Source organism: Escherichia sp. E2586 (genome assembly GCF_005781105.1).
In the GTDB taxonomy this organism is placed as follows: Bacteria; Pseudomonadota; Gammaproteobacteria; order Enterobacterales; family Enterobacteriaceae; genus Escherichia.
On the sequence record NZ_VATN01000044.1, the window covers coordinates 1 to 23,686 of the forward strand.

The window sequence follows — 23,686 nt, forward strand, 5'->3', positions numbered from 1 at the left end:
CTCTATTCAGGTGGCCAAATTCACTATGCCACTACAATACGACGTATTCATTCGGCATGGGTACTGTTTGTGCAGTACAGGATAGTACTATTGATGTTGTCGATAAAGGTCCAAGAAATAGGTATATCTATATGATAGATGACCCCTGCGGGGTAGATGTAGATAAAACAATAGGATACACTAACGATAAGTATAATCTTGAAGTGGATTTTTTAGGTGGGGTGGATATCCGGTATATAATTGGGGTATTTACTATGAAAATTCATACTGAAAGCGTAGAATTTACTGATTTCACATATATGAATCCTGAGAAATTCCCTGAGCCCCCGGAAGGAAAATGCCATATTATTCTTTCGATTCAGGATTATGCTAATACTAACCTTATTGTTTATAGTAATGGCGTTAATATCAATGAAGGTAAGCGGTCTTATCTCACTGTGGATATCGATAAAATGTGTACTTTTGTCGTTGAATCAGAAAATACTCACAGGATTCTTATTAATGGTAAAACAATGAGCGACTCTGGCGCCAGAACTTATAATTTAAAACCAGCAGACCATCTTATTAATGGCGTGGTTGTTTTTGAATACTCGACTGCTATGAGCATTTGGTAGTAAAAATAATTAAAATGTAGAACGACACTTGCTGAACCTATTAAGTAAGCTATTAATAAATAGCCGGAACATAATATATGTCCGGCTATCATTCTGTTTTGAGTGTTTTCTGTTCAGAAAAATGTGTTACAGGGTGCTCGTGCGAGAAACGTCGAAATTTTAAACCGCCGTGGTGGCACAGAATATGTAAAATAGTCGAATGGTAACTCACCATCACGCTGCCTGGTTTCAGGCATTATATAGTGAGGAGAACTACCGGACATCATGGGGCTCACGACTCTCCTTACGCTCCAACGGCTTTCGTTGAAAGCCAGCCACCGACAGAAGGGATAACAGGCGTTCTGGCTTACCTTTGTTAATGGCGCACAACAAATAGAACACATGAATGAAAAATAAAAGTTGCATAACTATAATGAATATGCGTTAATAGCATCGTTGGTTTGCAAGACAGACCTTATGAAAGCAGTTTTAGTAAAGCAGTCTCAGTTCAGTGTTATCTTCCGATTACCCTTCTTCGTGAGTCTCCTCCTTTAGTGCCTTAGTAAGTCAAAATCTTTATACAGATCACATTCTTGCCGCGTTGTGTGGCTCACAAATTTAGAAGGTAATATTTATGTCTAACAAAATGACTGGTTTAGTAAAATGGTTTAACGCAGATAAAGGTTTTGGATTTATCACCCCTGCTGATGGCAGCAAAGACGTGTTCGTACACTTTTCTGCGATCCAGAGCAACGATTTCCGCACCTTAGATGAAGGTCAGAAAGTTGAGTTCTCGATCGAGAATGGGGCCAAAGGTCCGGCCGCCGCGAATGTTATCGCGTTGAGCTAACTATCCTGATAATCAGCATATCTGCGATAACGAAGACGGCATAAGCCCGAGTAGACAGAGTTGCAGGAATAATCAGATTAAAAAACAACCCGCCATAATGGCGGGTTGTTTTTTAATATCTATGCCGTCTAAAGTATTTAACGGGTAAATTTATCTGCGTCTGAACCTATATATCAGAAGAGATACATGACGTTATCTGAGTAAATTACCTTACCCTATTGGTTAAAATGACTGCTAATCATGCAGTTAGATAGATAAATTTAAACATAAGTCATCACCAATATCACAGATTTATAATAAAAATCATTTCTATGATATCTGATCATTTTAAAATAACCCACTCCATATCAATATATAACTTGCAAATAACAACAACTCTTCTTTAATTGCATTAATATTCATGGTGTTAAAGTGCTCTGGAATGAAGTATTCAAGTCATTATCATTGCAGCTGCTTTTAAGATTGTCAGTTAATGAAAATCTTGATCGCAGAAAAGTGATAAAGCGTTGTGACTAAATTCTGGCAAATAACGCCGTGAATTTACTTCATGTCCAGAGAAAATGAATTAACACTTTATTCCACTACCTGAAAAAACAGGTAGTTCATCAGCAATCTGATATTGTTTTGGGTTGCAAATTTCTATTTGAAAAGAGGTTATTATGCAAAATACAGATGACACGTTTAGCTGGGATTCTAATAATCAGCAAACTTTTCGTTCTGCCGGAGAAACTACGTTGAAGGGACCTGCAGAAACATTTAATAAAATGCAAGGGTGCGGACTTGATGTTTACGGTGTAACTATGGATGGTACTCAATCAGGCCCTCTTATTCTTATTCCGGATAGTATAAAATCCAACCAGATTAACTGGGCTGTACAATCTGCGGCACCTAAAGATTCCAGTTTCAAATTTTTTGAAAAAGCTGATTTCCGTATTTCAGGCAATAGGAAATTAAAAAATAAAAGGTTAATTGACTCCTCTCTATATTACCCTGAATACAAAATTGCTTTCAGCTTGTACGACGACAGTCGTGTTACACTGGAAGAACTACAGGGTGTTTTTCTCGGAATGTCATCGTTAGAGACAGCGACATCCACAGATTTTACGGGTTTGCAGAATTCGAAATTTTCCATTTTGGCTGATAGCATTGGTTTATTTTATAAAGCAACGCTATCAGGGTATAGCACTCTTGATGTACATGCCTATGCGATTTCAGCACCTAATCGTGCTGGTATTGAACCTGAGGGATTGCGTTTTAATAATTATTCCTCACTCTTACTAAATGTTAGGTCGGATCAACATCTTGAATCAGAATTAAAACTTTCGAATAGTTTATCTTTTCATGATTCATCTTATGGTAATATTTTCACAATGTCTATCCATAATGACATCCCAGACAACAACACAGGTGATTTCGTTGCGATAGATGCTTTTGATAACTCGACAGTGGATATTCATACAGCTCAATTTTTACAAGGGTATGGGAAAGGTAAGATTATTCAATTGTCAGGTAATGCAAAGGTAACAATTAATCCATTGATTGATATCGTCCCTATTAACCCTGTGAAGGAAGTGATTAACCCAACAGGTAAGTGCTGGCCCGGCATGTTCAATTTTAAATCAGGGTCAGGAGCAGTGCTAAGATTAAACGCACATTCAATTGGAACCCAGTATGATGTTAATGCGCTATATCTTTTGAATCTTGTTTACATAGATGGAAAACCTATTGATAACAGGAATAAATTGAGTGTTGATTTTGATTCTGGTGGATTGACTATACAGTTGAGATGATTACCCGTTTCAAAAATAAATTTCTGTTTATGAAAATTTATTCTGCGGAGTAATTAACTGCATGCGACAGGATTATTAACAGTGCTGTCGCATTTTTTGTCCACTAAGTTGCCCGTTTGTATCAGGTTGAGACTTGAGTCTAATCTTTTTTATTCAATTTGTAATATTAATTAACACAATACTGATTCAATCTAATATTGTTTACTATTTGTAAAAAATTATCCCTGATAATATCATTTATTTGCGGGTTCCAGGCAATTCCTATATTCCATTTGGTATAATTACCCTCTGGCCTAATAAGTGATACGCCCTTAGGTAATAAATAGTTGGTTCCCGCGGGTAGTAAAGCCACACCGTTCCCTGTAGCAACCAAAGCTAGTAAAGTATGGATATCGTTTGCAGCAGAAGATGGTTTACCTTTGTAATTGTTTTCTTTCAGAAATTTTTCTGTTTGTTCAACCAATCCCCGACCTCTGTCTGGGGTCATTTGCAACAGTTGATATTGGTTCAGTATTGATTGAATCTTTTGCGACTTAAGTGTAAATCCCGCTGGAATAGCCAAAACCAGACTTTCTGTAAACAGTGGGCTGAAGTTAAGTTTATCTGTTAACGGTTCTCGGGTAAATCCAGCCAGAAGCTTCCCGTCCAGTAACATACGGCATTGCACATCTGAAGGAACATCATCAAGTAATACCTCAACGTCAGGGTATTGTTCCCGAAAGAGGCTTACACATCTGGGAGCTAACTGAAACGAGGATATCCCAAATCCAAGAGTCAGCTTACCTGAACTTCCTTTTTGCAAATTTTGTGCATATTCTGAAAACTCTTCATAATGTTTCAACAATTTCTGAGCCCGGGAAAGAAGCTGTTTTCCTGGTTCTGTCAGTTTTGCTCCCTGACGGCCCCGTTGAAAAAGGGCAATCCCCGTTATTTTTTCCAAAGACTGTATTTTCTTTGTTAGTGCTGGCTGAGTGATGTACATGGCCTCAGCTGCATCATGATAGCTCCCTAATCTGGCAAGTGTTACAAAGGCACGTAGCAGCTTCATATCCATTCCCGTTGCTTATCAATTTTTGAAAAAAAGGAATTGTACATACTATACCTGTATGGTTCATATTGTTATACAAGGTTTTTATCTGAGAATAAAAATCTATTATTTTTATATTTGATGAACATCCTTTTATTTTTAATCTTCTGGCATAGCCCTGTACAGATAGTTTCAGGGTGTTTCATTTATGTCTGAATGAATTATTAACATTTAAAATTATTTAATAAGGATATAAAGATGCCAAATATTGCTGTTCTGACAAATGATTTACAATATGAATTTACTTATAAAATAACAAATGACCCGCAAGAACTTGATAAAAAGCTGAAAGCATTTAATAAATTTCTTGATGGTGTAAGAAACCAGGGGCAAGCCGTTATACATCTGCAACTTATTCATGATCCTGATGACCCAGCTGTTCAGCGTCGATATCGAAACCGCGCGGCTGGAATACCAGCAATAGCGGGCACACCAAGCAATCAAATCATTAATACCGTTTACCATCCATCAGATTTTATTGTGGTAAAAGGCAGGGATAGTGGCTTCTTTGAAACTCAATTAGATCAAAAACTCCAGGAGCTTGGAGTCAAAACAGTTATTGTCACCGGATTACAAACTCACGTATGTGTCCAGACGACAGCAGCAGACGCCTTCTTCCGTGGTTATAACGTCTGGGTTCCTGATGACTGCGTTTTTGCCCCCTCATCAGATGATACCGACAGAGCGCTTCAATGGCTTGCTGGATATTGTGCAACCGTCGCCCCGTCCACTGAAATACTGTCGTTACTGGAGAAAACTGGTGATTTACCTGAACGTGGTGAAAGGACAACAGCATGAAAATGACTGAAGCAACGCCCGATAACGAACTTGGCGAGAATTTATTTGCGCCATTGAATGAAACAATAATATTGGATCATGGTACAGGTGCAAAATTAAGCAGAGAGCTGGTTGAGCGTATCTCAGAAACATTGGAAGAAACTTATCTGGGAGAGATGGAGGATAGCGCCTTGTTGGATCTACCAACGAATAAAATTGCTTTCACTACCGACTCTTTCGTTGTAACTCCTCTTATCTTTGGCAACGGCGATATTGGTAAGATTGCCGTGTGTGGCACAGTTAATGATCTGGCGGTAAGTGGAGCCCGCCCGCTTTATCTCACGCTGAGTCTGATCATTGAAGACGGGATGCCTGTCTCAGATTTATTAAAAATTATCGCATCCGTTCGTGAAACAGCGCGTTTAGCCGGTGTGAAAATTGTTGCCGGTGATACCAAGGTTGTTGGAAAAGGCGAGGCTGACCAGCTTTTTATCAATACTGCCGGAATAGGCGTGCTGGAGCGGCCTCCTGTTTCGATAACTCATGTCAGGCCGGGTCAGAAAATAATCCTGAGTGGCTATATCGGGAATCACTCTATTCATCTTTTATCGATTCGGGAAGGTTTGGGGTTTGAACGTAATATATTAAGTGACTGTGCACCGCTGAATCATATGATTGAAAACATTTTGCTTAATACTCCTACAGGAAAAATAGCTTCCATGCGGGACGTTACTCGTGGTGGTCTTTCTGCAGTATTGCACGAATATGCCAGAGCCACTTCATGCCCTATTGTTTTTAATAAAGATGCGTTGCCTGTCCAGCCTGAGGCAGCTATGGCTGCTGATATGTTAGGTGTGGATGTCATTAATCTGGCCAATGAGGGATGTCTTTGCCTGTTTGTTGAGCCAGATGTGGCAGAGCATGTTCTGGAATTACTCCGCGTTCATCCTTTTGGTAAAAAGGCAGTGATTATTGGAGAGGTTAAATCAGGCTCGCAGCCGGAAGTCTGCATGGTCGAATCTGACGGAACGCATACTATTATTGAGGAACTTTACGGTGCAGAACTACCAAGACTCTGTTGATTCTGAAAAAAAAGACACCTGCCGGTTTCGAGTTTGCGGCATTGTCCAGGGAGTAGGATTCAGACCTTTTGTTCATCGATTAGCCAGAACGCATGGTGCAACCGGTTGGGTTCTTAATGATTCCGAAGGTGTTTTGCTTGAACTGCAGGCATCTTCACAGACCATAAATAACATAATTGATGAACTGATCTCTCAGCCACCGCCTCTGGCACGGATCACTGATATATATAAGGTCGAACTGGAAAAACCAGCGCCGTATTATTCAGGCTTTGATATCAGAAAAAGCAATAATTTATCCAATATGGATACAATTGTTCCCCCTGATTCAAATGTATGTAAAGACTGTCTGAGGGAAATGAACGATCCGTCCAATCATCGTTATCGTTATGCCTTTATAAATTGTACCAATTGTGGTCCGCGTTATTCTATTATCTGTGGAATGCCTTATGATCGTGCACAAACGACCATGCAATCTTTTATAATGTGTCCACAATGTAATAAGGAATATCATGATATTGAAGATCGCCGTTATCATGCGCAACCCAATGCGTGTCCTGTTTGCGGACCACAACTGCAGTTAACTGATAAAGATGGCGTATCAATCTCAGTCAGTGACATTATACGTTTTACCATCGACAGGCTAAAAGAAGGCGCTATTGTTGCCATTAAGAGTCTTGGCGGCTTTCATCTGGTCGTTGATGCATCCAATGTCGATGCTGTGCGAGAGTTACGTCGCCGTAAACGACGTGATGCTAAACCGTTCGCTGTTATGGTTGCAGACAGTGAAAGCGCGGCCAGGTGGGCAGTTGTGACCCCTGACGATATCTCTTTACTTGAGAGCGGGCCTCGCCCTATCGTTCTTTTGCGCAAACGCTCTCAGACGTTGCCAGAAGTGGTGGCCCCCAAAAACCCCAATTTGGGTGTAATGTTGCCTTCTACGCCTGTACAACATATGTTACTTGCTGATCCTGAACTCCCGGCCGTTATAATGACCAGCGGAAATATTTCCGGACAGCCTATTGTCATTGATAATAATGATGCAATAGAACAACTAGGGAAAATTGCAGACTACTTTGTACTTAATAATCGCGATATTCGTACAAGAGTAGATGACTCCGTTGTTCGCGTTATTAAGCGAAAAAACACCCCCGATTCACAAATATCATTTTTGCGTCGCTCACGAGGTTATGCTCCCTACCCTGTTCACCTTCCTTATTCCGTTGGAAATGTTGTGGCGTTTGGTGCCGAACTGAAAACCACAATAAGTATTGGGAAAGGTAAAGAAGTGTTTATCAGTCAACATATTGGGGATTTAAAAAATGATACAACATTTAAATCTCATCTCGACTGTATAAAACATCTGCAAGGGTTACTGTCCATAAAAAAAGCCGATATTCTGGTCTGTGATTTACACCCGGCCTTTCGTTCAACTCGCAGTGCCCTCGAAAATGCAGAGATCAAAGTCATTCAGGTCCAACATCACCATGCGCATATGGCCGCATGTATGGCGGAAAATGGTCTTTCAGGTAAAACCATTGGCGTGATTTTCGATGGTACAGGGTATGGTTCTGACGGAACAATATGGGGCGGAGAATTTTTATTTGGTAACGTCGAAAGTGTAGAGCGTGTTGCTCATTTACGCCCAATGTTATTAGCAGGAGGAGATAAAGCGGTTAAAGAACCTATTAGAATGGCAATATCATTGCTGGTTGAAACATATGGTGAAAATGTTGAGAGTTATATCAACTTACCAGCTATTCTTGATTTATCTGAAAATCGCCGTGAAGTATTCACCAGGATGGTAACAAGGAAAATTAACACAACGATTACTACCAGTATGGGGCGTCTTTTCGATGGTGTTTCAGCACTTATTGGAATTTGTTCAGAGATTGAGTATGAAGCACAGGCCGCCATTGAAATGGAAGCGCTTCTAAAAAAAGATTTTCATATGATTGAACCATTTACCTATATAATCGATGAAATTCACAATGGTGATATAAGTGTTGATTATCGTCCGTTAGTGAAAGAATTAGTTCAGTCCATACTAGTCAATAACATCAACCAGGAAGATCTTAGCCGACGTTTTCACTCAACCATTGTGCATATTATAGCAACAATGTGCTCTCTCCTCTCTGAACGTTATGGAACTGACCAGATTGTATTGAGCGGAGGCGTTTTTTGTAATGAATTCTTGCTGGTTAACACTCTTGATGAACTTGAATCAAGAGGTTTTAAACCATATTGCCATAAGCTGGTACCTGGTAATGATGGATGCATATCGCTGGGACAGGTCGTCGTAGCAGCGAACGGTATGAAGATATAGATATAGATATAGATATAGATATTTATTATCATTGAAGGAGAATAGAGTGAATAAAAACGGAGAAAAATTTTCAGCTGTTTTATTTGATATGGACGGAGTCCTGATTGATTCCCGGATGGTTATTGAAAATGGATGGCGTGAAGCGGCTCTGATGTATGAACGTCATCTCACCGACGAAGATATACAGAAGCATATTCACGGACATCCTGGCCCCTATACTATCCGGACATTATTTGGCGATCTCCCGGAATCCGACCAGCAAAAAGTTCAGGCACATATTATTCATGTAGAGAATACGACGGACTGTGAACTTATACCTGGCGTTGCCAGCCTCATTGCTTCTTTGGGAGAGGCCGACATTCCTGTTGGTATTGTAACCAGCGGCTGGAGGCAAAAAATTAACAGAGTCATAGAGTTACTTCATGCAGAGCCTTACATATCCGTTATTGTAGAACGTGATGATGTTACCCGTGGCAAACCTCACCCTGATCCCTATCTTCTTGCTACACAACGTCTGGGTATTCCAGCAAGTCAGGCAGTTGTCTTCGAGGATGCTAAAAGCGGCGTTGCATCAGCAGTTGCTGCGGGTTGTTATTGCGTTGGTGTAGGCGATGAGGAGCTCATGCCATTAGGCGCAAAAGTCATTATTCCTGATTTTAAAAATGTACAATTAATCAGAAACAGTGAAGATAGCTATATGCTTAAATTATGTGCTGATCACTCTGTTTTATTAAATAGTAAGTAATTCATTACAGTGATAAACAGCTAACACAGCAGGAGTAATGTTCATGGAACGGCTACAAAAATCCCGATGGGCCGTTACTGTACTATTTTTTGTCAACGGATTTATACAAGGAGGATGGGCTGTGCAGATAGCACAGCTTGCTCCTCGTTTTGGCGCCGATGATATAACCATTGGTCTACTTATTTTGACATTCGGTTTGGGGGCTTTATTTATGATGCCTCTGTCCGGTATGTTAATCTCAAGGTTTGGCTCACAAAAAGTTGTTCGATTATTTGCCGTGTTAGCATCTGTTTCGTTAATATCCGTAGGCATTGTAAAAAATATTTCTTCATTAGTATTCTTTTTATTTCTCTTAGGCGCGATGATTGGTTCGATGAATGTGGCCATGAATGCAAATGCCGTTATCCTTGAAAGAAAATTAGCTTACGCAATACTGTCAATGTGCCACTATTCATGGAGCGTTGGTTTATTTGTATCGGGTTTTACAGGTGGTTATGCAGTTAAAAACTATGGATACCTTGGTCATATTTTTATAATTTCTGGGATCGCTTTTCTTCTGGTTTTGACAGCACTTCATTTTATCACTAATGATCATCCACAAGAGAATCAGAAAAATAAATCATCATCGAGTTTACCCCGCCAGGCTAAAATCTATATTATAGGAATAATGGCTCTTCTTGGAATGATACCAGAGTGTGCGGTTGTCGACTGGTCATCACGTTATCTAATGAAAAACCTTAATGCTAATATAGAAATAGCCAGCCTTGCTTTTGCTTTTTTTGCATGCACCATGTCAATGGTTCGATTCGTTGGTGATGTGATACGTGATAGTTATGGACCCGTGAAAACTCTTCGTGTATCCAGTATCCTGGCAGCAGCCGGTATGCTAACAGCAGCCCTGTAACCGTCGCCGTGGCAGGCAATTCTGGCTTTTTCTCTGGCTGGCGGTGGTATTGCCAATATTGTTCCTGTCATCTTTTCATCCGCAGGCCATCAGTCTGGAATTGCTGTAGGTACTGGAATAAGTATTGTTACAAGCATCGGTTATTTAGGTACATTAATGGCGCCAGCACCAATAGGCTTTTTTGCACAACAATTCGGTTTTCCAATGATATATATAGCAATGGCTTTTATACTTGTTATGAATGCTGTGCTTGCACCATTATTACGTAATAATAATAACAAATATTAAAAACTTTCGTTGATGATAAAGGGTTAGACTTCTCGAGGCCTTTCTGGCCATTGTTCAGGATACAGATCTTCTTCTTTAACTTTTTGAATAATCGAAAGAGACGAGTGATTTGTCCGCATTAATCACGGAAATTTCCTGGCATTGTTTATAAAAATCCTTATTTTATATCGCTAACAATTTTATTAATCGATCATTCCGTTTGTTAAACCATTTTCACTTTAACCAGTTGAAATCTGTATAATAACTATCGTTTTCTGGTCCCGAATGCGTGTTTATTTGAGTATGAAAATGTTGTTTTTTATCAATGAATGATATTTTAACCAAAAGTTCAATATTTCTTATTTACAAAATTAATGGGACGTATAGACTCTTAACCTAAACCAAATGCGTGCGCGTGGTATTGCTCTCGTCGGTTTTATTAAATGGATAAATTTCATCAGGATGAGCTATTATGGATAATAGATACAATTGTTGTTATTCAGAAGAGAGCGTTGAAAAACCTAAAATAGCGCTACAGAATGTATACTATCACGCAGGTCAAAATCCCTTTAACAAAACCCTGGTTGCAGGTGCTATCTTTCTTGCTTTTAATACCGCGCATGCCACAGATTCTTGTGATTATGTCAGTACCAGACCTGAAACTAGCTGTGTCTATGCTGATAACAAAATAAATATCCATATTCATACTGACATAAATAATCGTACTAGTACCCCAGCCTATCAATACGAAACTGATTATATGACTACGGATAAATCAGTTATCCATTTAGAGGCTGGCACAACAATTCATTCGGATGCAACGGGTATTGAGGCATTAGGACGTAGCAACACCGAAATTGAAGTGAGCACCTCTGGCAATATCTATACAGGAAACATCTCCGATGTTGATGTGCAGGAACCTCAGGCCCCCATCTCCGGGCCTTCCGGCGGTATAATCTTTGATATAACCAACGTTCGTGGAACCCAACACGCCAGTGTTTATCTGGCGGGTGCATCCGGCGGTCTATTAGCGTTGGGGGCCGTGACGCAATATTCCGATAGTCAAATTGTTAACCAGAGTGCCAGTAAAGATACAGCCGCAATATATTCTCAGGCGCTGGAATCTCGGATGACAACCTCAGGCGTTATTCGCTCTCAAGTTGGAGATGCGATTCGTTTACAGGATACCGGCCCTGAATATTCCTATAGTAGCGGCGGCTACATTATTCTCGATCCTCAGAGTGTGTTTGATGTTCACTTACAGGAAGGTAGTGTAGTTGATGGCGGCTCTGAAGGTGCGGGGATTAAAACCATCGGCGGAGCAACTTCCAGTATCACGATTGATGAAGGTGCAACGTTGGGGGCATTGTCTGATGTCGCGATTAGCACAACTGGCTATGATTATTATGATCTCAACTACACTAATAATCCGTCGGGTATTAATACATACCAATACACTGGGGCGGCTACCAGCATCACCAATGCCGGAACGATGACTGGTGTTATTCAATTAACCAGCGGTCAGGATAAGATCGTGAATGACACAACGGGCGTCTGGAATATTCGTCAGTGGTCAGATTCCGATCGGGATGGTGTCCGGGATGCGGTTGCTTCTGTGGCAACCAGTGATTTTGGTGGCGGAACGACTGAGTTAAATAACCTCGGTCAAATTATACTGACCGCGAATGCCGATGGCAGCGCAAACAGCGCGCTGTTGCAGAATTTGCCCACCTTCAAAAACCAGGGCCGTTTAATTCTCGCTAATAACGTCGTAGGTGATCGTTTTACTATCGACGGTGATTATGTGGGTAATAATGGCACTGTTGAGCTGGATACTTACCTTGGGGATGACAGTTCTCCTACAGACAGAGTCATCATTAATGGCTCAACCTCCGGACAAAGTTATCTGCTGATTAATAATTCTGGCGGAACCGGAGCTAAAACCAGTGAAGGGATCAAAGTTATTGAAGTTAACGGTGATTCCTCCGGTGAGTTTATTCAGCAAGGTCGTGTCGTTGGCGGTGCATTTGAATACTATTTGCATAAAAATAGCGTCAATAATCAGGATGGTGACTGGTATCTGCGTTCACAGCTTCCGATTGTCACGCCTGAAGATCCGGTTATACCGAACCCGGAACCTGATCCTGACCCCGAGCCTACGCCAACTCCAGAACCGAAGCCTGAACCTGAAAATATCAATCGACCCGAACCGGGGAGCTATATGTTTAACCATATGGCCGCCAATAGCCTGTTCCTGATGCGCCTTCACGATCGTATGGGGGAAACCCAATATACTGATGCCCTGACCGGTGAGCAAAAGGTGACCAGTTTGTGGCTGCGCCAAGTTGGCGGTCATAACCGTTCTCGTGATAGCAGTGGCCAGTTAAAAAATCAGGGGAATCGTTACGTTTCTCAACTAGGTGGCGATATTGCACAATGGAGTAGCAATGGTTTCGACCGTTGGCATTTGGGCGTAATGGCCGGATTCGCCAGGCAAAACAGCAATACGGAGTCAAAATATTCAGGATATAAATCCACAGGTTCTGTGGCGGGGTACAGTGCGGGATTGTATGGCACATGGTATGCCAATGAGCATGATAAAACAGGCAGTTATGTTGATGCCTGGGCTTTATATAACTGGTTTGATAATGAAGTAAAAGGTGACCAGTTGGCGACGGAAAGCTATAAATCCCGGGGTGTTACGGCATCAATTGAAGCTGGCTATACCTTCAAACTGGGGGAACGAATCTCTGACGGTGTGAAATATTATTTGCAACCTAAGGGACAACTGACCTGGATGAACGTTCGCGCCAATGACCATACTGAACATTCAAGTAGTGGTGGTTCACGTGTTTCCTTTGATGGTGATGGCAATATTCAAAGTCGTCTTGGTATTCGTACTTATGCCAACGGTCATAGTGCTATTGATAACGGTAAAGACCGTAAATTCCAGCCATTTATCGAAGCCAACTGGATCCACAATACTCATAATTTTGGTGCAACCATGAATGGCTATAAGAATAGTATTGATGGAACCAAAAATATTGGCGAAGTAAAAGTGGGACTTGAAGGCCAGTTATCTCGTCGCCTGGATCTTTGGGGTAACGTCACGCAGCAAATGGGTGACAGTGGCTATAGCGATACTCTGGTTATATTAGGAATTAAATATCGTTTCTAGTGGAGAGCCATTGTTAAATGGAAGCCTGTCATTTTTTATTTACTGGCAGGCTATCCGTTGCATTTGATAATAGGATTTGGTATGCAACCACGAGTTTTAATTGTTACAACTGAAGCCCCGGACGTGCTGTTTAGCGGTCTTGGTTTTTTTAATGAACACTTTTGGGCGGAATTAAAACGGCGTAATTATCCTTTTAAAGTGTTGTATCTGAATAATCAAAAGACAGCACATTCTCAGTTGGCTGATTATGAGATTGCAGTAGAACCGGCCTTACCCCTCGATTCATCGCTGGAGTCGCTCAGTCTTAACGTGGCCTGGAGTACAGCGCAAAAAATTCAGCCGCTCCTCAATGAGTTCAAACCTGACATTATTTCAGTGCATGAAAACTCACCGCTATTGCCGTTCTTTTTTGAGCTAAAGCGCGTTCAGTTCACGCTGCATTCCAGCTATATCGGTATGCAACACTATCTGACCCGGACACAAAAAGGAATGCAGCATTATTGGGAGCAGAGGATCGCTGTAAGACAAAGTGGCGCGGTGGTTCTTCATAGCGATTGGGCCCATCGCTCTGTTATTCAGCATGTCTCGGCGGATATCGTCCCTCCTCACCTGTTTCCAATCGGTGTGAATTTCGCAGATTATCCGGCGGATAAAGTTCCCCATCCTGAAGGCAAAGTAGTGATTAGCTTTTTTGGTCGCTTTACCGATATTGTGAAGAATTTCCTGATTTTCCGTGATGCCATCAATACACTTCCACCAACCTATCGACAGCGCATAGAAGCCCGGGTTTATGGGCCTGAAAAAATCCCCGATTATATGGAAAAAGAAGGTTTTAAAGGGTTAACCTTTGTGCAGGGGGAAGAGAAAAAACAGGCGCTGGCGGAAACTGATATCGTGGTTTTCCCAAGTATGCAGGAAAGCTACGGTATTGTTGGTCTAGAAGCATTGTTGTCGAACTGCGCATTAATAGCCACGCCAGGGTTAGGTATGGATAGTTATATGCAGCCGGAATATGCTTGCGAACCGACTATCGCCGCGATCCAAAAGCGGATTATTACTTACCTTTCTGATGTCGAGCAATTACGTAAAGACCAGAAGGCGCAGATATTCCGTAATAGTGTTAATCGACCTGAGTTTACGTTAGGCAAGATGACTGAGTCATATATTGCCGTTTGGCAGGAATTGCATAAGAAACTAAAGAAAGAACGGCAGTGAGTTATTTTTATTCAAAATTTCCACAAACGCTGTTGTTCTTGCAGCATAAATACTTGCCCTCAAAATTGATTGTGGGTCCCAGGTGGTCAATGACAGGCAGTCACGGTTAATTATCTTTTACTATGCCAGGTACTCAACGATATTCCTAAAAGGAGTATGTCGTTCCAAAACTGGCTGTTGATGATGATCCGTTTTATTATTGAGTTCGGTGACCACCTGAACGGTCACCTTTAACATGACGGCAGTTATACAGCTAAACCATAACACCGGTCTTTACTTACTGACGAACGTAATGGCCGCCTACGGAAAGAACTTTAATATTATTACCTCGCTTGACGAATATAACCCTATGCTCTTGAGTTATCCGAAATGAATAAGTATCAGTAAAACCGTGAAGTTTTTCACAATTTGCATCCGAAACAGATTTCGCCGCTGTTTTTGGATCGTGCCCATAGTCCCTGACAAGATGACGCCATTCATAATATTTTCTCATAGCGGCTTGCGGTACTTCGATATGTTTGTTTTGGCGATATCTGGTTCTTTGTTCACTATCATCAAAATTGTAAACATAAACTCTCATCTCCTTGAAAGCGGCCCATGGTGAGCAGCGCTGCTCATTACAACATTTAGCCTAACTAACTTTTCGGCGGTTAGAGCAACAATTGTTTTGATTGAACGATAAGGTATTACATAGTGACATTTTAGCATCTGGAGTTTAAAGAGTGCGGCGATTTCGAAAAATAATTGTATGTTGTAACTATTACTTCCGTTAATAGTGGCAACTTTATTGCCAGACTGGAAATATTCCGAACATAAACGACGGTGTAACAAACGCTAATAAATTGAATACACACGATTATTTATCTGGCATAGCAATTGCTATGTCATTAGCGAGTCGTTTATAAAATTAAGGAAAGAGTATGTCTAATAACCGCAATTATCGATTCGATACCAAAATTATTCACGCAGGACAACACCCGGACCCCTCTACGGGATCGCTCAGCACGCCAATTTTCCAGACATCAACATTTGTCTTTGATAATGCTGAACAAGGCGCTGCACGTTTTGCACTTGAAGAACCAGGTTATATTTATACTCGCCTGGGTAACCCCACCACAGATGCCCTTGAGCAAAAAATGGCCGTCCTTGAAGACGGTGAAGCTGCACTGGCGACCGCTTCTGGAATTTCTGCGATTACGACAGCCCTGCTGACTCTGTGCCAGCAAGGCGATCATATTGTCTCTGCCAATGCAATTTATGGCTGTACACACGCTTTTCTTTCCCACAGCATGCCGAAATTTGGCATCACCACAAGCTTTGTCGACGCGACAAATATTGCTGAACTAAAAGCAGCAATACGACCAGAAACGAAGGTTATTTATATCGAAACTCCGGCCAATCCGACGCTGACACTGGTCGATATTGAAATGGTCGTGGGTATCGCACATCAGCACGGCGCGATATTGATTGTCGATAACACCTTTATGTCGCCTTATGGCCAACAACCGTTACGTCTGGGGGCAGATATTGTTGTACATAGCGTCACTAAATACATTAACGGTCACGGCGATGTCATTGGCGGCGTTATTGTTGGTAAAAAAGATTTTATCGATCAGGCGCGTTACGTTGGACTTAAGGATATTACGGGCGGATGTATGAGTCCGTTTAACGCCTGGCTAACCTTACGTGGCGTTAAAACGCTCGGCGTCAGGATGGAACGTCACTCCAGTAACGCCATGAAAATTGCGCAGTTCCTTGAAAGCCATCCGGCAATTACCCATGTCTATTATCCTGGATTACTGGCTCATCCTCAGTACGATTTATATAAGCGACAAATGACTTTACCCGGCGGTGTCATCAGTTTCGAAATAGCCGGAGGCTTTGAATCTGGCAGACGGATGATTAACGCGGTCAATTTATGTTTGCTGGCGGTAAGCCTTGGGGATACCGAAACACTGATCCAACATCCGGCATCGATGACCCACTCTCCTGTGCCGCCAGAAGAACGATTAAAAGCAGGAATTACTGATGGAATGATTCGGCTTTCTGTAGGTCTGGAAGATCCTGACGATATTATTGAGGACCTTCAGCAGGCAATCGCCACAGCCATCGCCGGAAATTAATTTTTCAAAAGCATATAAAATATCAACACCTGCCCTCTGCTTTATTGGCAGAGGGATTGGGATGGAGGCACATTATGCAAATCAGCACGCAACAAGCGGATAATTATGTAAATATTTCTCACACACTCACCAATAAACTACCCTTTACACGCTATGACTTTGGCTGGGTTTTATTATGCATTGGCATGGCCATTGGCGCAGGTACAGTTTTAATGCCAGTGCAGATCGGCTTAAAAGGGATATGGGTTTTCATTACAGCATTTATTATTGCCTACCCTGCAACGTATATTGTGCAGGACATGTATCTTAAAACACTTTCCAAAAGTGAAACCTGCAACGATTATACTGATATTATAAGCCACTACCTGGGGAAAAACTGGGGCATTTTTTTAGGCGTTATATACTTTTTGATGATTGTCCATGGAATATTCATCTACTCTCTTTCCGTCATTTTTGACAGCGCTTCGTATATCAGACACTTTGGTTTAACCGATAGCGACTTGTCACAATCCATTATCTATAAAATCATTGTCTTTTCTGTTTTGGTTGCCATTGCCTCTCGTGGAGAAAAAATATTATTTAAAATTTCCGGGCCAATGGTAATCATCAAAGTAGGGATTATTGTTATCCTGGGTTTTATCATGATCCCACACTGGAATTTTAATAATATCAGTGCATTTCCCCCAATGAGTGATTTTTTTCGTGACGTTCTGCTGACCATCCCGTTTTGTTTTTTCTCAGCCGTCTTTATTCAGGTGTTGAATCCGATGAATATTGCCTATCGAAAAAGAGAAAGAGACCGGGTTATGGCCACCAGAATGGCTATCCGCACCCATCGAATCAGTTACATTGCGCTGATAACCATCATATTGTTTTTTTCATTCTCATTCACTTTTTCCATCAGCCATGAAGAAGCGATTTCCGCATTTGAGCAGAATATTTCCGCCCTGGCGCTGGCAACGCAAGTGATACCAGGAGAAATTATTCATCTTGCTTCGACAATATTAAATATTTTTGCAGTTCTGACGGCTTTTTTTGGTATTTATCTTGGTTTTCATGAAGCATTGAAAGGAATTGTACTCAATATTTTAAGTCGGGTAATTAATGTTGAGAAAGTCAGCCCGCAGATGCTCACAACAGGAATAGGGATTTTTATTGTTGCGACACTGGTTGTCTGGGTTTCGTTTCGTGTATCCGTTCTGGTGTTTTTCCAGCTTGGTAGTCCTCTATACGGTATCGTCTCTTGTCTGATCCCTGTTTTCTTAATTTACAGTGTCCAAGCGCTAGAAAACCTACGCGGAGTCAGAAGCTGGCTTATTTTTATCTACGGTATTCTACTCTGCCTCTCACCGCTGCTGAAACTCATCGAGTAGTATTTGGGCCGCCCCCATATGTTAGATGGGGGCGTTAATAAACCACATCTTGTTGGTAACTGCGTATTTTATTCAAAACGGTCGTGTGCGAAACACCCAGTACTTTAGCAATGCTGCGTGCAGAATTATTATCATCTAACATTTTTTCGATAATTTTTCGTTCAGTCAAGCGAACTTGTTCTTTTAAAGGCTCCATATTCCCACAGTGGCTTTGCTGGTTCTCCCGGCATGGAGAATTCATCCATTTCAGTTCGTCCATTGTTACTATTCCACTGTCCGACATATGCATCAAGCGGATAATAATATTCTCCAGTTCCCTGATGTTGCCCGGCCATGTGTAATGCTGCAAAAATTCCAGACTATGTTTATCAAAAACCAATGCCCGCTTAAACTCACAACCATGCTTTTGCAGAAAATGATCAATCAATAACGTAATATCTTGTGGATGCTGGCGAAGCGGCGGGATTGTTAACGAAAGAATATTGATTCGGTAGTAGAGATCGGCACGTAACTGACGATTCAACATCATCTCTTCCAGGTTCGCATTAGTGGCTACGATAACCCGAGTATCAAAAGAAACAACCTGAGAACTGCCTATACGCCGGATACCACTATCCTGCAAAACGCGCAGTAGTTTTGCCTGCATACTTAGTGGCATTTCGCCAAACTCATCAAGAAACAGCGTTCCTTTATCCGCCATTTCAAACAATCCTTTCTTCCCTTTGCCATCGGCCCCGGTGAACGCGCCTTTCTCGTAACCAAAGAACTCGCTTTCCATCAGTTCTTCAGGGATTGTCGAACAGTTTACCGGAATAAAAGCGTGTAAACGTCGTGGCCCACAATTATGAATAGCACGCGCCAGCAACTCTTTCCCTGTTCCCGTTTCACCGCGAATCAATACGGTAAAACGACTTTCCGAAAACTTTATCGCTTTTTCTATAAGCGATTGCATTTGCGGGCTTTCACCAATCACATCAGTAAAATATTCGCTCGGTTTTACTGATCTATGAGAGGTGATTCCACTATCGGTACTAAAATGCTCAATATTAATAATGTCTGGATGATGACTTAACCGTGTCACTACACTATTGATATCCCCTGTATGACGACACATTGATTTTATAAGAATGCGTCCGGCTGTCACTTTCATTGAAATAATATTAAATTTATAAAATGAAAATTCTTTTAAAACGTCTTCTATCATTGAAATACGGTCAATGGTTTTTATATTCCAGCGTATCGTAAACACATAAGCTCCATTGCATTTTTTGAACACATCGACAGGCATTTTACTGCAAGGAGGAGGATGTTCTGCCAAAGGCATCACAGAGTTGAGGAAAATCTCAATGAAGAACAACGTTAAGGGAATATGTGTCGCGTAGCATCGGAAACTGGAAATAGAAAATATGATAGATAAACTATTGAGAATAGATGATATTGTTAATGCCCATGACTCCGATGGACATTAACCAACGCTGGTACAGCTCATTTGCTGCCCAGGGAATGCAGTATAACCAATGCTAATTAGCGTTTTACCGCGTCAAAAGACGTATACATCTGACTAACTTTTGAACCTTGATGCAAAGATGACATATTTTGCTTGAGCGTTTCGAGCCTGATATTGACTTTACGGATCAACTCCTCTGTACCGTTCATAAGCTCACGAACCAGACTTTTGATGCGTTCACGCTCAATTTCTGACAGCGTTAATCCACTGGTGCCCGTCATTAAGTCTTCCGCTTTCGCCAGAAATATATCCAGCAGCGCTAAAAAGGCATCCCATTTTTCTTCACGCACCATCGTTAACATCGACTGGTTCATGTCGAACAAATTATCATAATGTGAAATCAAATTAACCACGTCTCCCCCGGGTTTGCTGTGGGTCAATTTCTTCCCAGGTTTCTGCAAGCCGCATTAATAGTTGATCGACATGCTTCAGTAATTCAGGGTCGTTCGTTCGGTTAGCCTGAAACAATGTCCGTGACATATACTCATAAAGTTGTTCGAGTTCGCCTGCAATATGCAGACCTTTCTCATGATCAAGCGATGCCCGCAAACCATTATCAATAATATTGATTGCTTTAGAGATCATCTCCCCGCGGCGAGGAATATTACCCTGTTCAAAATAGATAATTGCTTTCTGGATTGCGCTATGAATTCCATCAAACAGCATAGAAATAAGCTGATGTGGGGTTGCTCCTGCCAGTTTGCTCTGTAGCGAAACTTGTTTGTAGGCTTCTGCGCCCTGTGAAGTGTACATATCAGACTCCTGCGGGGCTGGCGGAGTCACGCTCCGTCAGCCTTTACTCTTATTAAATCGTTGATAAAAGAGAGGTTAATTGCGAGTTCATGCTGTTCATTTTTGACATCGCGGTATCCAGATTCTGGAACTGGATGCGATAACGCTCAACCTGAGCATCGATCAGTTTCTGGGTCTTATCAATTTGCTGCTGAACCACCTTGCTTTGTGAATCAAGGCCGTCAGTGGTGGTCTTGATAAGCCCGGTTTTATCATCGCTACCAGTACCAATATAGCTACTGATGATATTCCCCAACGTAGTCGCCATGCCTTCATTACTGCCATGACCCATAAACATATTGGCGATCTGATCCGGATCATCGGCAATCGCGTTGTCCAGCTTGTTCTCATCCAGTGTCATCTGACCGGTTGCGGCATCAATTTTGATGCCCAGATCGGCTAATGAACCATAATCAGCGCCAGAATCACCATAAACGCCGTTTACCGTAGAGCGAATTTGACTGACCATTCCGCGCAGCGTGGAATCGCCCATCAGCGCCCCGCTCTTGGAACTGGGCGTTGCGACATCATCATCACTCAGACCGGAGGTATCATTCTTGACGTACTTACTGAATACAGTTGTTGCTGACAGCAGTGCATTGTATTGCTTAACAAAATCCTGAAGGTGAGTTTTAATAGCAGACGTATCAGCCGTTAATGTCAACTGCTCAGATTGTAATTTGGTCGGATCATTTTTATCTGCTTCAGAAACGGCATTCAGGTTCAGCGTCACACCGTCAATGATGTCAGTAATGTTGTTACTGGAACGAGTAAAATCAGTACCATCAACAGACAATTTGGCATCTTTAGCATCCGAAACCGAAATCATCTTGTCAGCTGCACCGGGATCGCCCGCAACACCATTTGGATGCTGACCGCCTGCTGACGTGTCCAAGATGTCCGCAAGATTCTGATCGCCGTCGACCTTAACGCTCATTTCACCGTCGCTGCCGGTTGTTTTAGAACTCAGAACCAGTTGATAACCTTTGCCTGTAGACTGAACGCTGGCACTAACATCACCATTTTGCTTGTTGATAGCCTTGGCGATGCTGTTTAACGACGTTTCATCGTCTTTAAGTTCAACTTCGGTGGTTTTTCCGTCTTTTTGCGTGATGGTGATCTTTCTGGTGCCGCTGCCAGTTGTACTCCCCAGGGTGGTGTCAGCACTGGTCTGGAGTTCCGTTTTCAGTTTATGGGCAGATGCCAGTTGTTCCACAGTAATTTCATGAGTATCCGCCAGCGCACCCGTGCTCGCCGTCGCAGTAAAGGCTTTGTTGCTACTCACTTTCAGGGTATTGAATGCATCACCACCTAATGATTTCACCGATTTTTGCAGCGTAGACAATAGGCTGGAGATAGATCCCCAGGCTGAAATCTTCAATTTATAGCTATTCTGAAGACTGGTATAGGGCGTCAGGCGCTGCTGTTCGCTGGCTTTAAGTTGCTCCAGCATTGATGCGGTATCGATCCCTGAACCGATTCCCAGTGATGATATACCCATGTTGTTTCTCCTGAGGGGTTGTGATTTTTAAGAATCTCTTCCCTATATCGGCATAAAAACAGACTGGATAAATATTTAACTTTTTTTCAACAATCCGAAGAATGAAATTATTCGCTTTCTTTAATTTGTCCTCTTACATTTCCGCCCTATTTTTACTTTTTTTATCTCATTCGCTTTAGCCACTTTATTTCCACGCCGATATCTGTGGTATGCGGAGTTACAACGCATATTCAGTTTAAATTCTATTCCGGGCGGATCGCACCGCCAGGTTTTAATTGAGGATATATCATGTCACAGGTCATTAATACCAACGCACTGAGCCTGGTTGCACAGAACAACCTGAACAAATCTCAGTCCACTCTCGGCACTGCGATCCAACGCCTGTCTTCTGGTCTGCGTATTAACAGCGCAAAAGACGATGCTGCTGGCCAGGCTATCAGCAACCGTTTCACCGCCAGCATCTCTGGTCTGACTCAGGCTTCCCGCAACGCTAACGACGGTATCTCCATCGCTCAGACCACTGAAGGTGCGCTGAACGAAGTGAACGACAACCTGCAGAACATCCGTCGTCTGACTGTTCAGGCGCAGAACGGCACTAACTCCGATTCTGACCGTCAGTCCATCCAGGACGAAATCAATGCCCGTCTGGATGAAATCGACCGCATCTCCAATCAGACTGAATTTAACGGCGTTAAAGTTCTCAGCCAGGATCAGTCTCTGTCTATTCAGGTAGGTTCTAACGATAGCGAAACTATCAGTATCGATCTGAGCAAGATGGATGCCGGCACCCTCGGGATGACTGATTTCAACGTGGCTGGCGGTATTAATGCCGCAACCCTGAATACAACAGGCGCTAATGTGAATGTTGATGAAGGCTATAAGTATGATGTAGCTAATGTCACAGACAAAGGTGCCAAAAAGGCGGATAATATTGTTAAAGATGATGCAACTGGTAAAATCTACGCCCAGATTGGTACAGATGCCGATCCGGCAAATAATAAGTACTATGAAATTAAGGATGACGGTAAAGGCGGTATGACCTTCGATAGTGCTGGTGCGGCTACAGGTTTTACTAAGGCTACAGCACCTACATCAGTAAAAGACCAAGAAGCTTATCACTCTACACAAGTAACAGGTGTACCGGCCGGTACCACCCTGAAAGACGATGGTAAAGGTAACTACTATCTGGAAGATGCTACGGGTAATTTAACCAATGCCAAACTGGATACTACCAACGATAAGGCTGGTAATTTCACTGCGACCATCACTGATTTAAAAACCGCAGTTAACACCAAACCAGCAACCACCGATCCGCTGAAAGCTATCGATGCCGCGCTGTCTCAGGTTGACAAACTGCGTTCTGGCCTCGGTGCCGTACAGAACCGTTTCGATTCTGTTATCAGCAACCTGAACAACACCGTTAACAACCTGTCTGAGTCTCGTTCTCGTATCCTCGACGCTGACTTCGCGTCTGAAGTATCTAATATGAGCCGCGCTAACATCCTGCAGTCTGCCGGTACTTCTGTTCTGGCACAGGCCAACCAGGTTCCGCAGAACGTTCTGCAGCTTCTGCGTTAAT

The 23,686-nt window shown here is 42.2% G+C and carries 18 protein-coding genes and 1 pseudogene; 13 read left to right on the forward strand and 6 right to left on the reverse strand.

Going from position 1 to position 23,686, the window contains the following annotated elements; all coding sequences use genetic code 11:
* The 3 genes and pseudogenes from FEK50_RS23505 to FEK50_RS23515 all read left to right on the forward strand — a co-directional run.
* Window positions 1-614, forward strand: a pseudogene (locus tag FEK50_RS23505) (hypothetical protein); the annotation flags it as partial.
* Between the two features lie 613 nt (window positions 615-1,227).
* Window positions 1,228-1,443 (forward strand): cold shock protein CspG, encoded by a 216-nt coding sequence (cspG, locus tag FEK50_RS23510; RefSeq protein ID WP_130210289.1) that lies wholly within the window; start codon window positions 1,228-1,230, stop codon window positions 1,441-1,443.
* A gap of 659 nt (window positions 1,444-2,102) precedes the next feature.
* Complete coding sequence (locus tag FEK50_RS23515) at window positions 2,103-3,233, forward strand: hypothetical protein (protein WP_130238096.1); 1,131 nt, start codon at window positions 2,103-2,105, stop codon at window positions 3,231-3,233.
* Window positions 3,234-3,399: 166 nt separating this feature from the next.
* Here the strand turns inward: FEK50_RS23515 and FEK50_RS23520 are convergent, their stop codons facing one another.
* Window positions 3,400-4,281, reverse strand: coding sequence for a LysR family transcriptional regulator (locus FEK50_RS23520; protein ID WP_240725572.1), 882 nt, complete (start codon window positions 4,279-4,281; stop codon window positions 3,400-3,402).
* 237 nt (window positions 4,282-4,518) lie between these two features.
* Between FEK50_RS23520 and FEK50_RS23525 the strand changes: the two genes are divergently transcribed.
* The 7 genes from FEK50_RS23525 to FEK50_RS23555 all read left to right on the forward strand — a co-directional run bounded on the left by FEK50_RS23525 (window position 4,519) and on the right by FEK50_RS23555 (window position 14,811).
* Window positions 4,519-5,118 (forward strand): cysteine hydrolase, encoded by a 600-nt coding sequence (locus FEK50_RS23525; RefSeq protein ID WP_130210283.1) that lies wholly within the window; start codon window positions 4,519-4,521, stop codon window positions 5,116-5,118.
* On the forward strand, window positions 5,115-6,179 hold the full coding sequence (gene hypE / locus FEK50_RS23530; protein ID WP_240780283.1) for a hydrogenase expression/formation protein HypE: 1,065 nt from the start codon (window positions 5,115-5,117) through the stop codon (window positions 6,177-6,179). Before FEK50_RS23525 ends, hypE begins: the two co-directional genes overlap by 4 nt.
* Window positions 6,154-8,502 (forward strand): carbamoyltransferase HypF, encoded by a 2,349-nt coding sequence (gene hypF / locus FEK50_RS23535; RefSeq protein ID WP_130210281.1) that lies wholly within the window; start codon window positions 6,154-6,156, stop codon window positions 8,500-8,502. The genes hypE and hypF overlap by 26 nt, the downstream gene beginning before the upstream one ends.
* Before the next feature lie 46 nt (window positions 8,503-8,548).
* The gene (locus FEK50_RS23540) at window positions 8,549-9,247 is read left to right on the forward strand and encodes an HAD family phosphatase (RefSeq protein ID WP_240725569.1); all 699 of its coding nucleotides are present in this window, start codon (window positions 8,549-8,551) and stop codon (window positions 9,245-9,247) included.
* Window positions 9,248-9,290: 43 nt separating this feature from the next.
* On the forward strand, window positions 9,291-10,151 hold the full coding sequence (locus tag FEK50_RS23545; RefSeq protein ID WP_240779374.1) for an MFS transporter: 861 nt from the start codon (window positions 9,291-9,293) through the stop codon (window positions 10,149-10,151).
* Window positions 10,152-10,890: 739 nt separating this feature from the next.
* A complete protein-coding gene (locus FEK50_RS23550) occupies window positions 10,891-13,596 on the forward strand; it encodes an autotransporter outer membrane beta-barrel domain-containing protein (protein WP_130238098.1) in 2,706 nt (901 codons plus the stop codon).
* Window positions 13,597-13,677: 81 nt separating this feature from the next.
* On the forward strand, window positions 13,678-14,811 hold the full coding sequence (locus tag FEK50_RS23555; RefSeq protein ID WP_130238099.1) for a glycosyltransferase family 4 protein: 1,134 nt from the start codon (window positions 13,678-13,680) through the stop codon (window positions 14,809-14,811).
* A 277-nt stretch (window positions 14,812-15,088) separates the two neighbouring features.
* Here the strand turns inward: FEK50_RS23555 and FEK50_RS23560 are convergent, their stop codons facing one another.
* Entirely contained in the window at window positions 15,089-15,391 is a 303-nt protein-coding gene (locus tag FEK50_RS23560; protein ID WP_130238100.1) for a type II toxin-antitoxin system YoeB family toxin, read from the reverse strand.
* A 340-nt stretch (window positions 15,392-15,731) separates the two neighbouring features.
* On the opposite strand from FEK50_RS23560, the gene megL reads away from it, so the two are divergent.
* A complete protein-coding gene (megL, locus tag FEK50_RS23565; RefSeq protein WP_130238101.1) occupies window positions 15,732-16,934 on the forward strand; it encodes a methionine gamma-lyase in 1,203 nt (400 codons plus the stop codon).
* A gap of 74 nt (window positions 16,935-17,008) precedes the next feature.
* Entirely contained in the window at window positions 17,009-18,307 is a 1,299-nt protein-coding gene (locus FEK50_RS23570; protein WP_130238102.1) for an aromatic amino acid transport family protein, read from the forward strand.
* 34 nt (window positions 18,308-18,341) lie between these two features.
* On the opposite strand, the gene FEK50_RS23575 is transcribed toward FEK50_RS23570, so the two are convergent.
* The 4 genes from FEK50_RS23575 to fliD form a co-directional block, all read right to left on the reverse strand.
* A complete protein-coding gene (locus tag FEK50_RS23575; RefSeq protein WP_130238103.1) occupies window positions 18,342-19,556 on the reverse strand; it encodes a sigma 54-interacting transcriptional regulator in 1,215 nt (404 codons plus the stop codon).
* Window positions 19,557-19,831: 275 nt separating this feature from the next.
* Window positions 19,832-20,158 (reverse strand): flagellar protein FliT, encoded by a 327-nt coding sequence (locus FEK50_RS23580; protein ID WP_135524346.1) that lies wholly within the window; start codon window positions 20,156-20,158, stop codon window positions 19,832-19,834.
* Between the two features lies 1 nt (window position 20,159).
* A complete protein-coding gene (fliS, locus tag FEK50_RS23585) occupies window positions 20,160-20,567 on the reverse strand; it encodes a flagellar export chaperone FliS (protein WP_130210263.1) in 408 nt (135 codons plus the stop codon).
* Between the two features lie 52 nt (window positions 20,568-20,619).
* A complete protein-coding gene (gene fliD, locus FEK50_RS23590) occupies window positions 20,620-22,107 on the reverse strand; it encodes a flagellar filament capping protein FliD (RefSeq protein WP_130210261.1) in 1,488 nt (495 codons plus the stop codon).
* Window positions 22,108-22,395: 288 nt separating this feature from the next.
* Between fliD and FEK50_RS23595 the strand changes: the two genes are divergently transcribed.
* Window positions 22,396-23,685: a FliC/FljB family flagellin gene (locus tag FEK50_RS23595; RefSeq protein WP_130238329.1), complete on the forward strand. Its 1,290-nt coding sequence runs from the start codon at window positions 22,396-22,398 to the stop codon at window positions 23,683-23,685.
* Window position 23,686 lies beyond the last annotated feature (1 nt).

Coding starts and splice junctions, on each gene's coding strand:
- cspG (WP_130210289.1), top strand. CDS start 1,228: ATGTCTAACAAAATGACTGGTTTAGTAAAATGGTTTAACGCAGATAAA.
- FEK50_RS23515 (WP_130238096.1), top strand. CDS start 2,103: ATGCAAAATACAGATGACACGTTTAGCTGGGATTCTAATAATCAGCAA.
- FEK50_RS23520 (WP_240725572.1), bottom strand. CDS start 4,281: ATGAAGCTGCTACGTGCCTTTGTAACACTTGCCAGATTAGGGAGCTAT.
- FEK50_RS23525 (WP_130210283.1), top strand. CDS start 4,519: ATGCCAAATATTGCTGTTCTGACAAATGATTTACAATATGAATTTACT.
- hypE (WP_240780283.1), top strand. CDS start 5,115: ATGAAAATGACTGAAGCAACGCCCGATAACGAACTTGGCGAGAATTTA.
- FEK50_RS23545 (WP_240779374.1), top strand. CDS start 9,291: ATGGAACGGCTACAAAAATCCCGATGGGCCGTTACTGTACTATTTTTT.
- FEK50_RS23550 (WP_130238098.1), top strand. CDS start 10,891: ATGGATAATAGATACAATTGTTGTTATTCAGAAGAGAGCGTTGAAAAA.
- FEK50_RS23555 (WP_130238099.1), top strand. CDS start 13,678: ATGCAACCACGAGTTTTAATTGTTACAACTGAAGCCCCGGACGTGCTG.
- FEK50_RS23560 (WP_130238100.1), bottom strand. CDS start 15,391: ATGAGAGTTTATGTTTACAATTTTGATGATAGTGAACAAAGAACCAGA.
- megL (WP_130238101.1), top strand. CDS start 15,732: ATGTCTAATAACCGCAATTATCGATTCGATACCAAAATTATTCACGCA.
- FEK50_RS23570 (WP_130238102.1), top strand. CDS start 17,009: ATGCAAATCAGCACGCAACAAGCGGATAATTATGTAAATATTTCTCAC.
- fliS (WP_130210263.1), bottom strand. CDS start 20,567: ATGTACACTTCACAGGGCGCAGAAGCCTACAAACAAGTTTCGCTACAG.
- fliD (WP_130210261.1), bottom strand. CDS start 22,107: ATGGGTATATCATCACTGGGAATCGGTTCAGGGATCGATACCGCATCA.
- FEK50_RS23595 (WP_130238329.1), top strand. CDS start 22,396: ATGTCACAGGTCATTAATACCAACGCACTGAGCCTGGTTGCACAGAAC.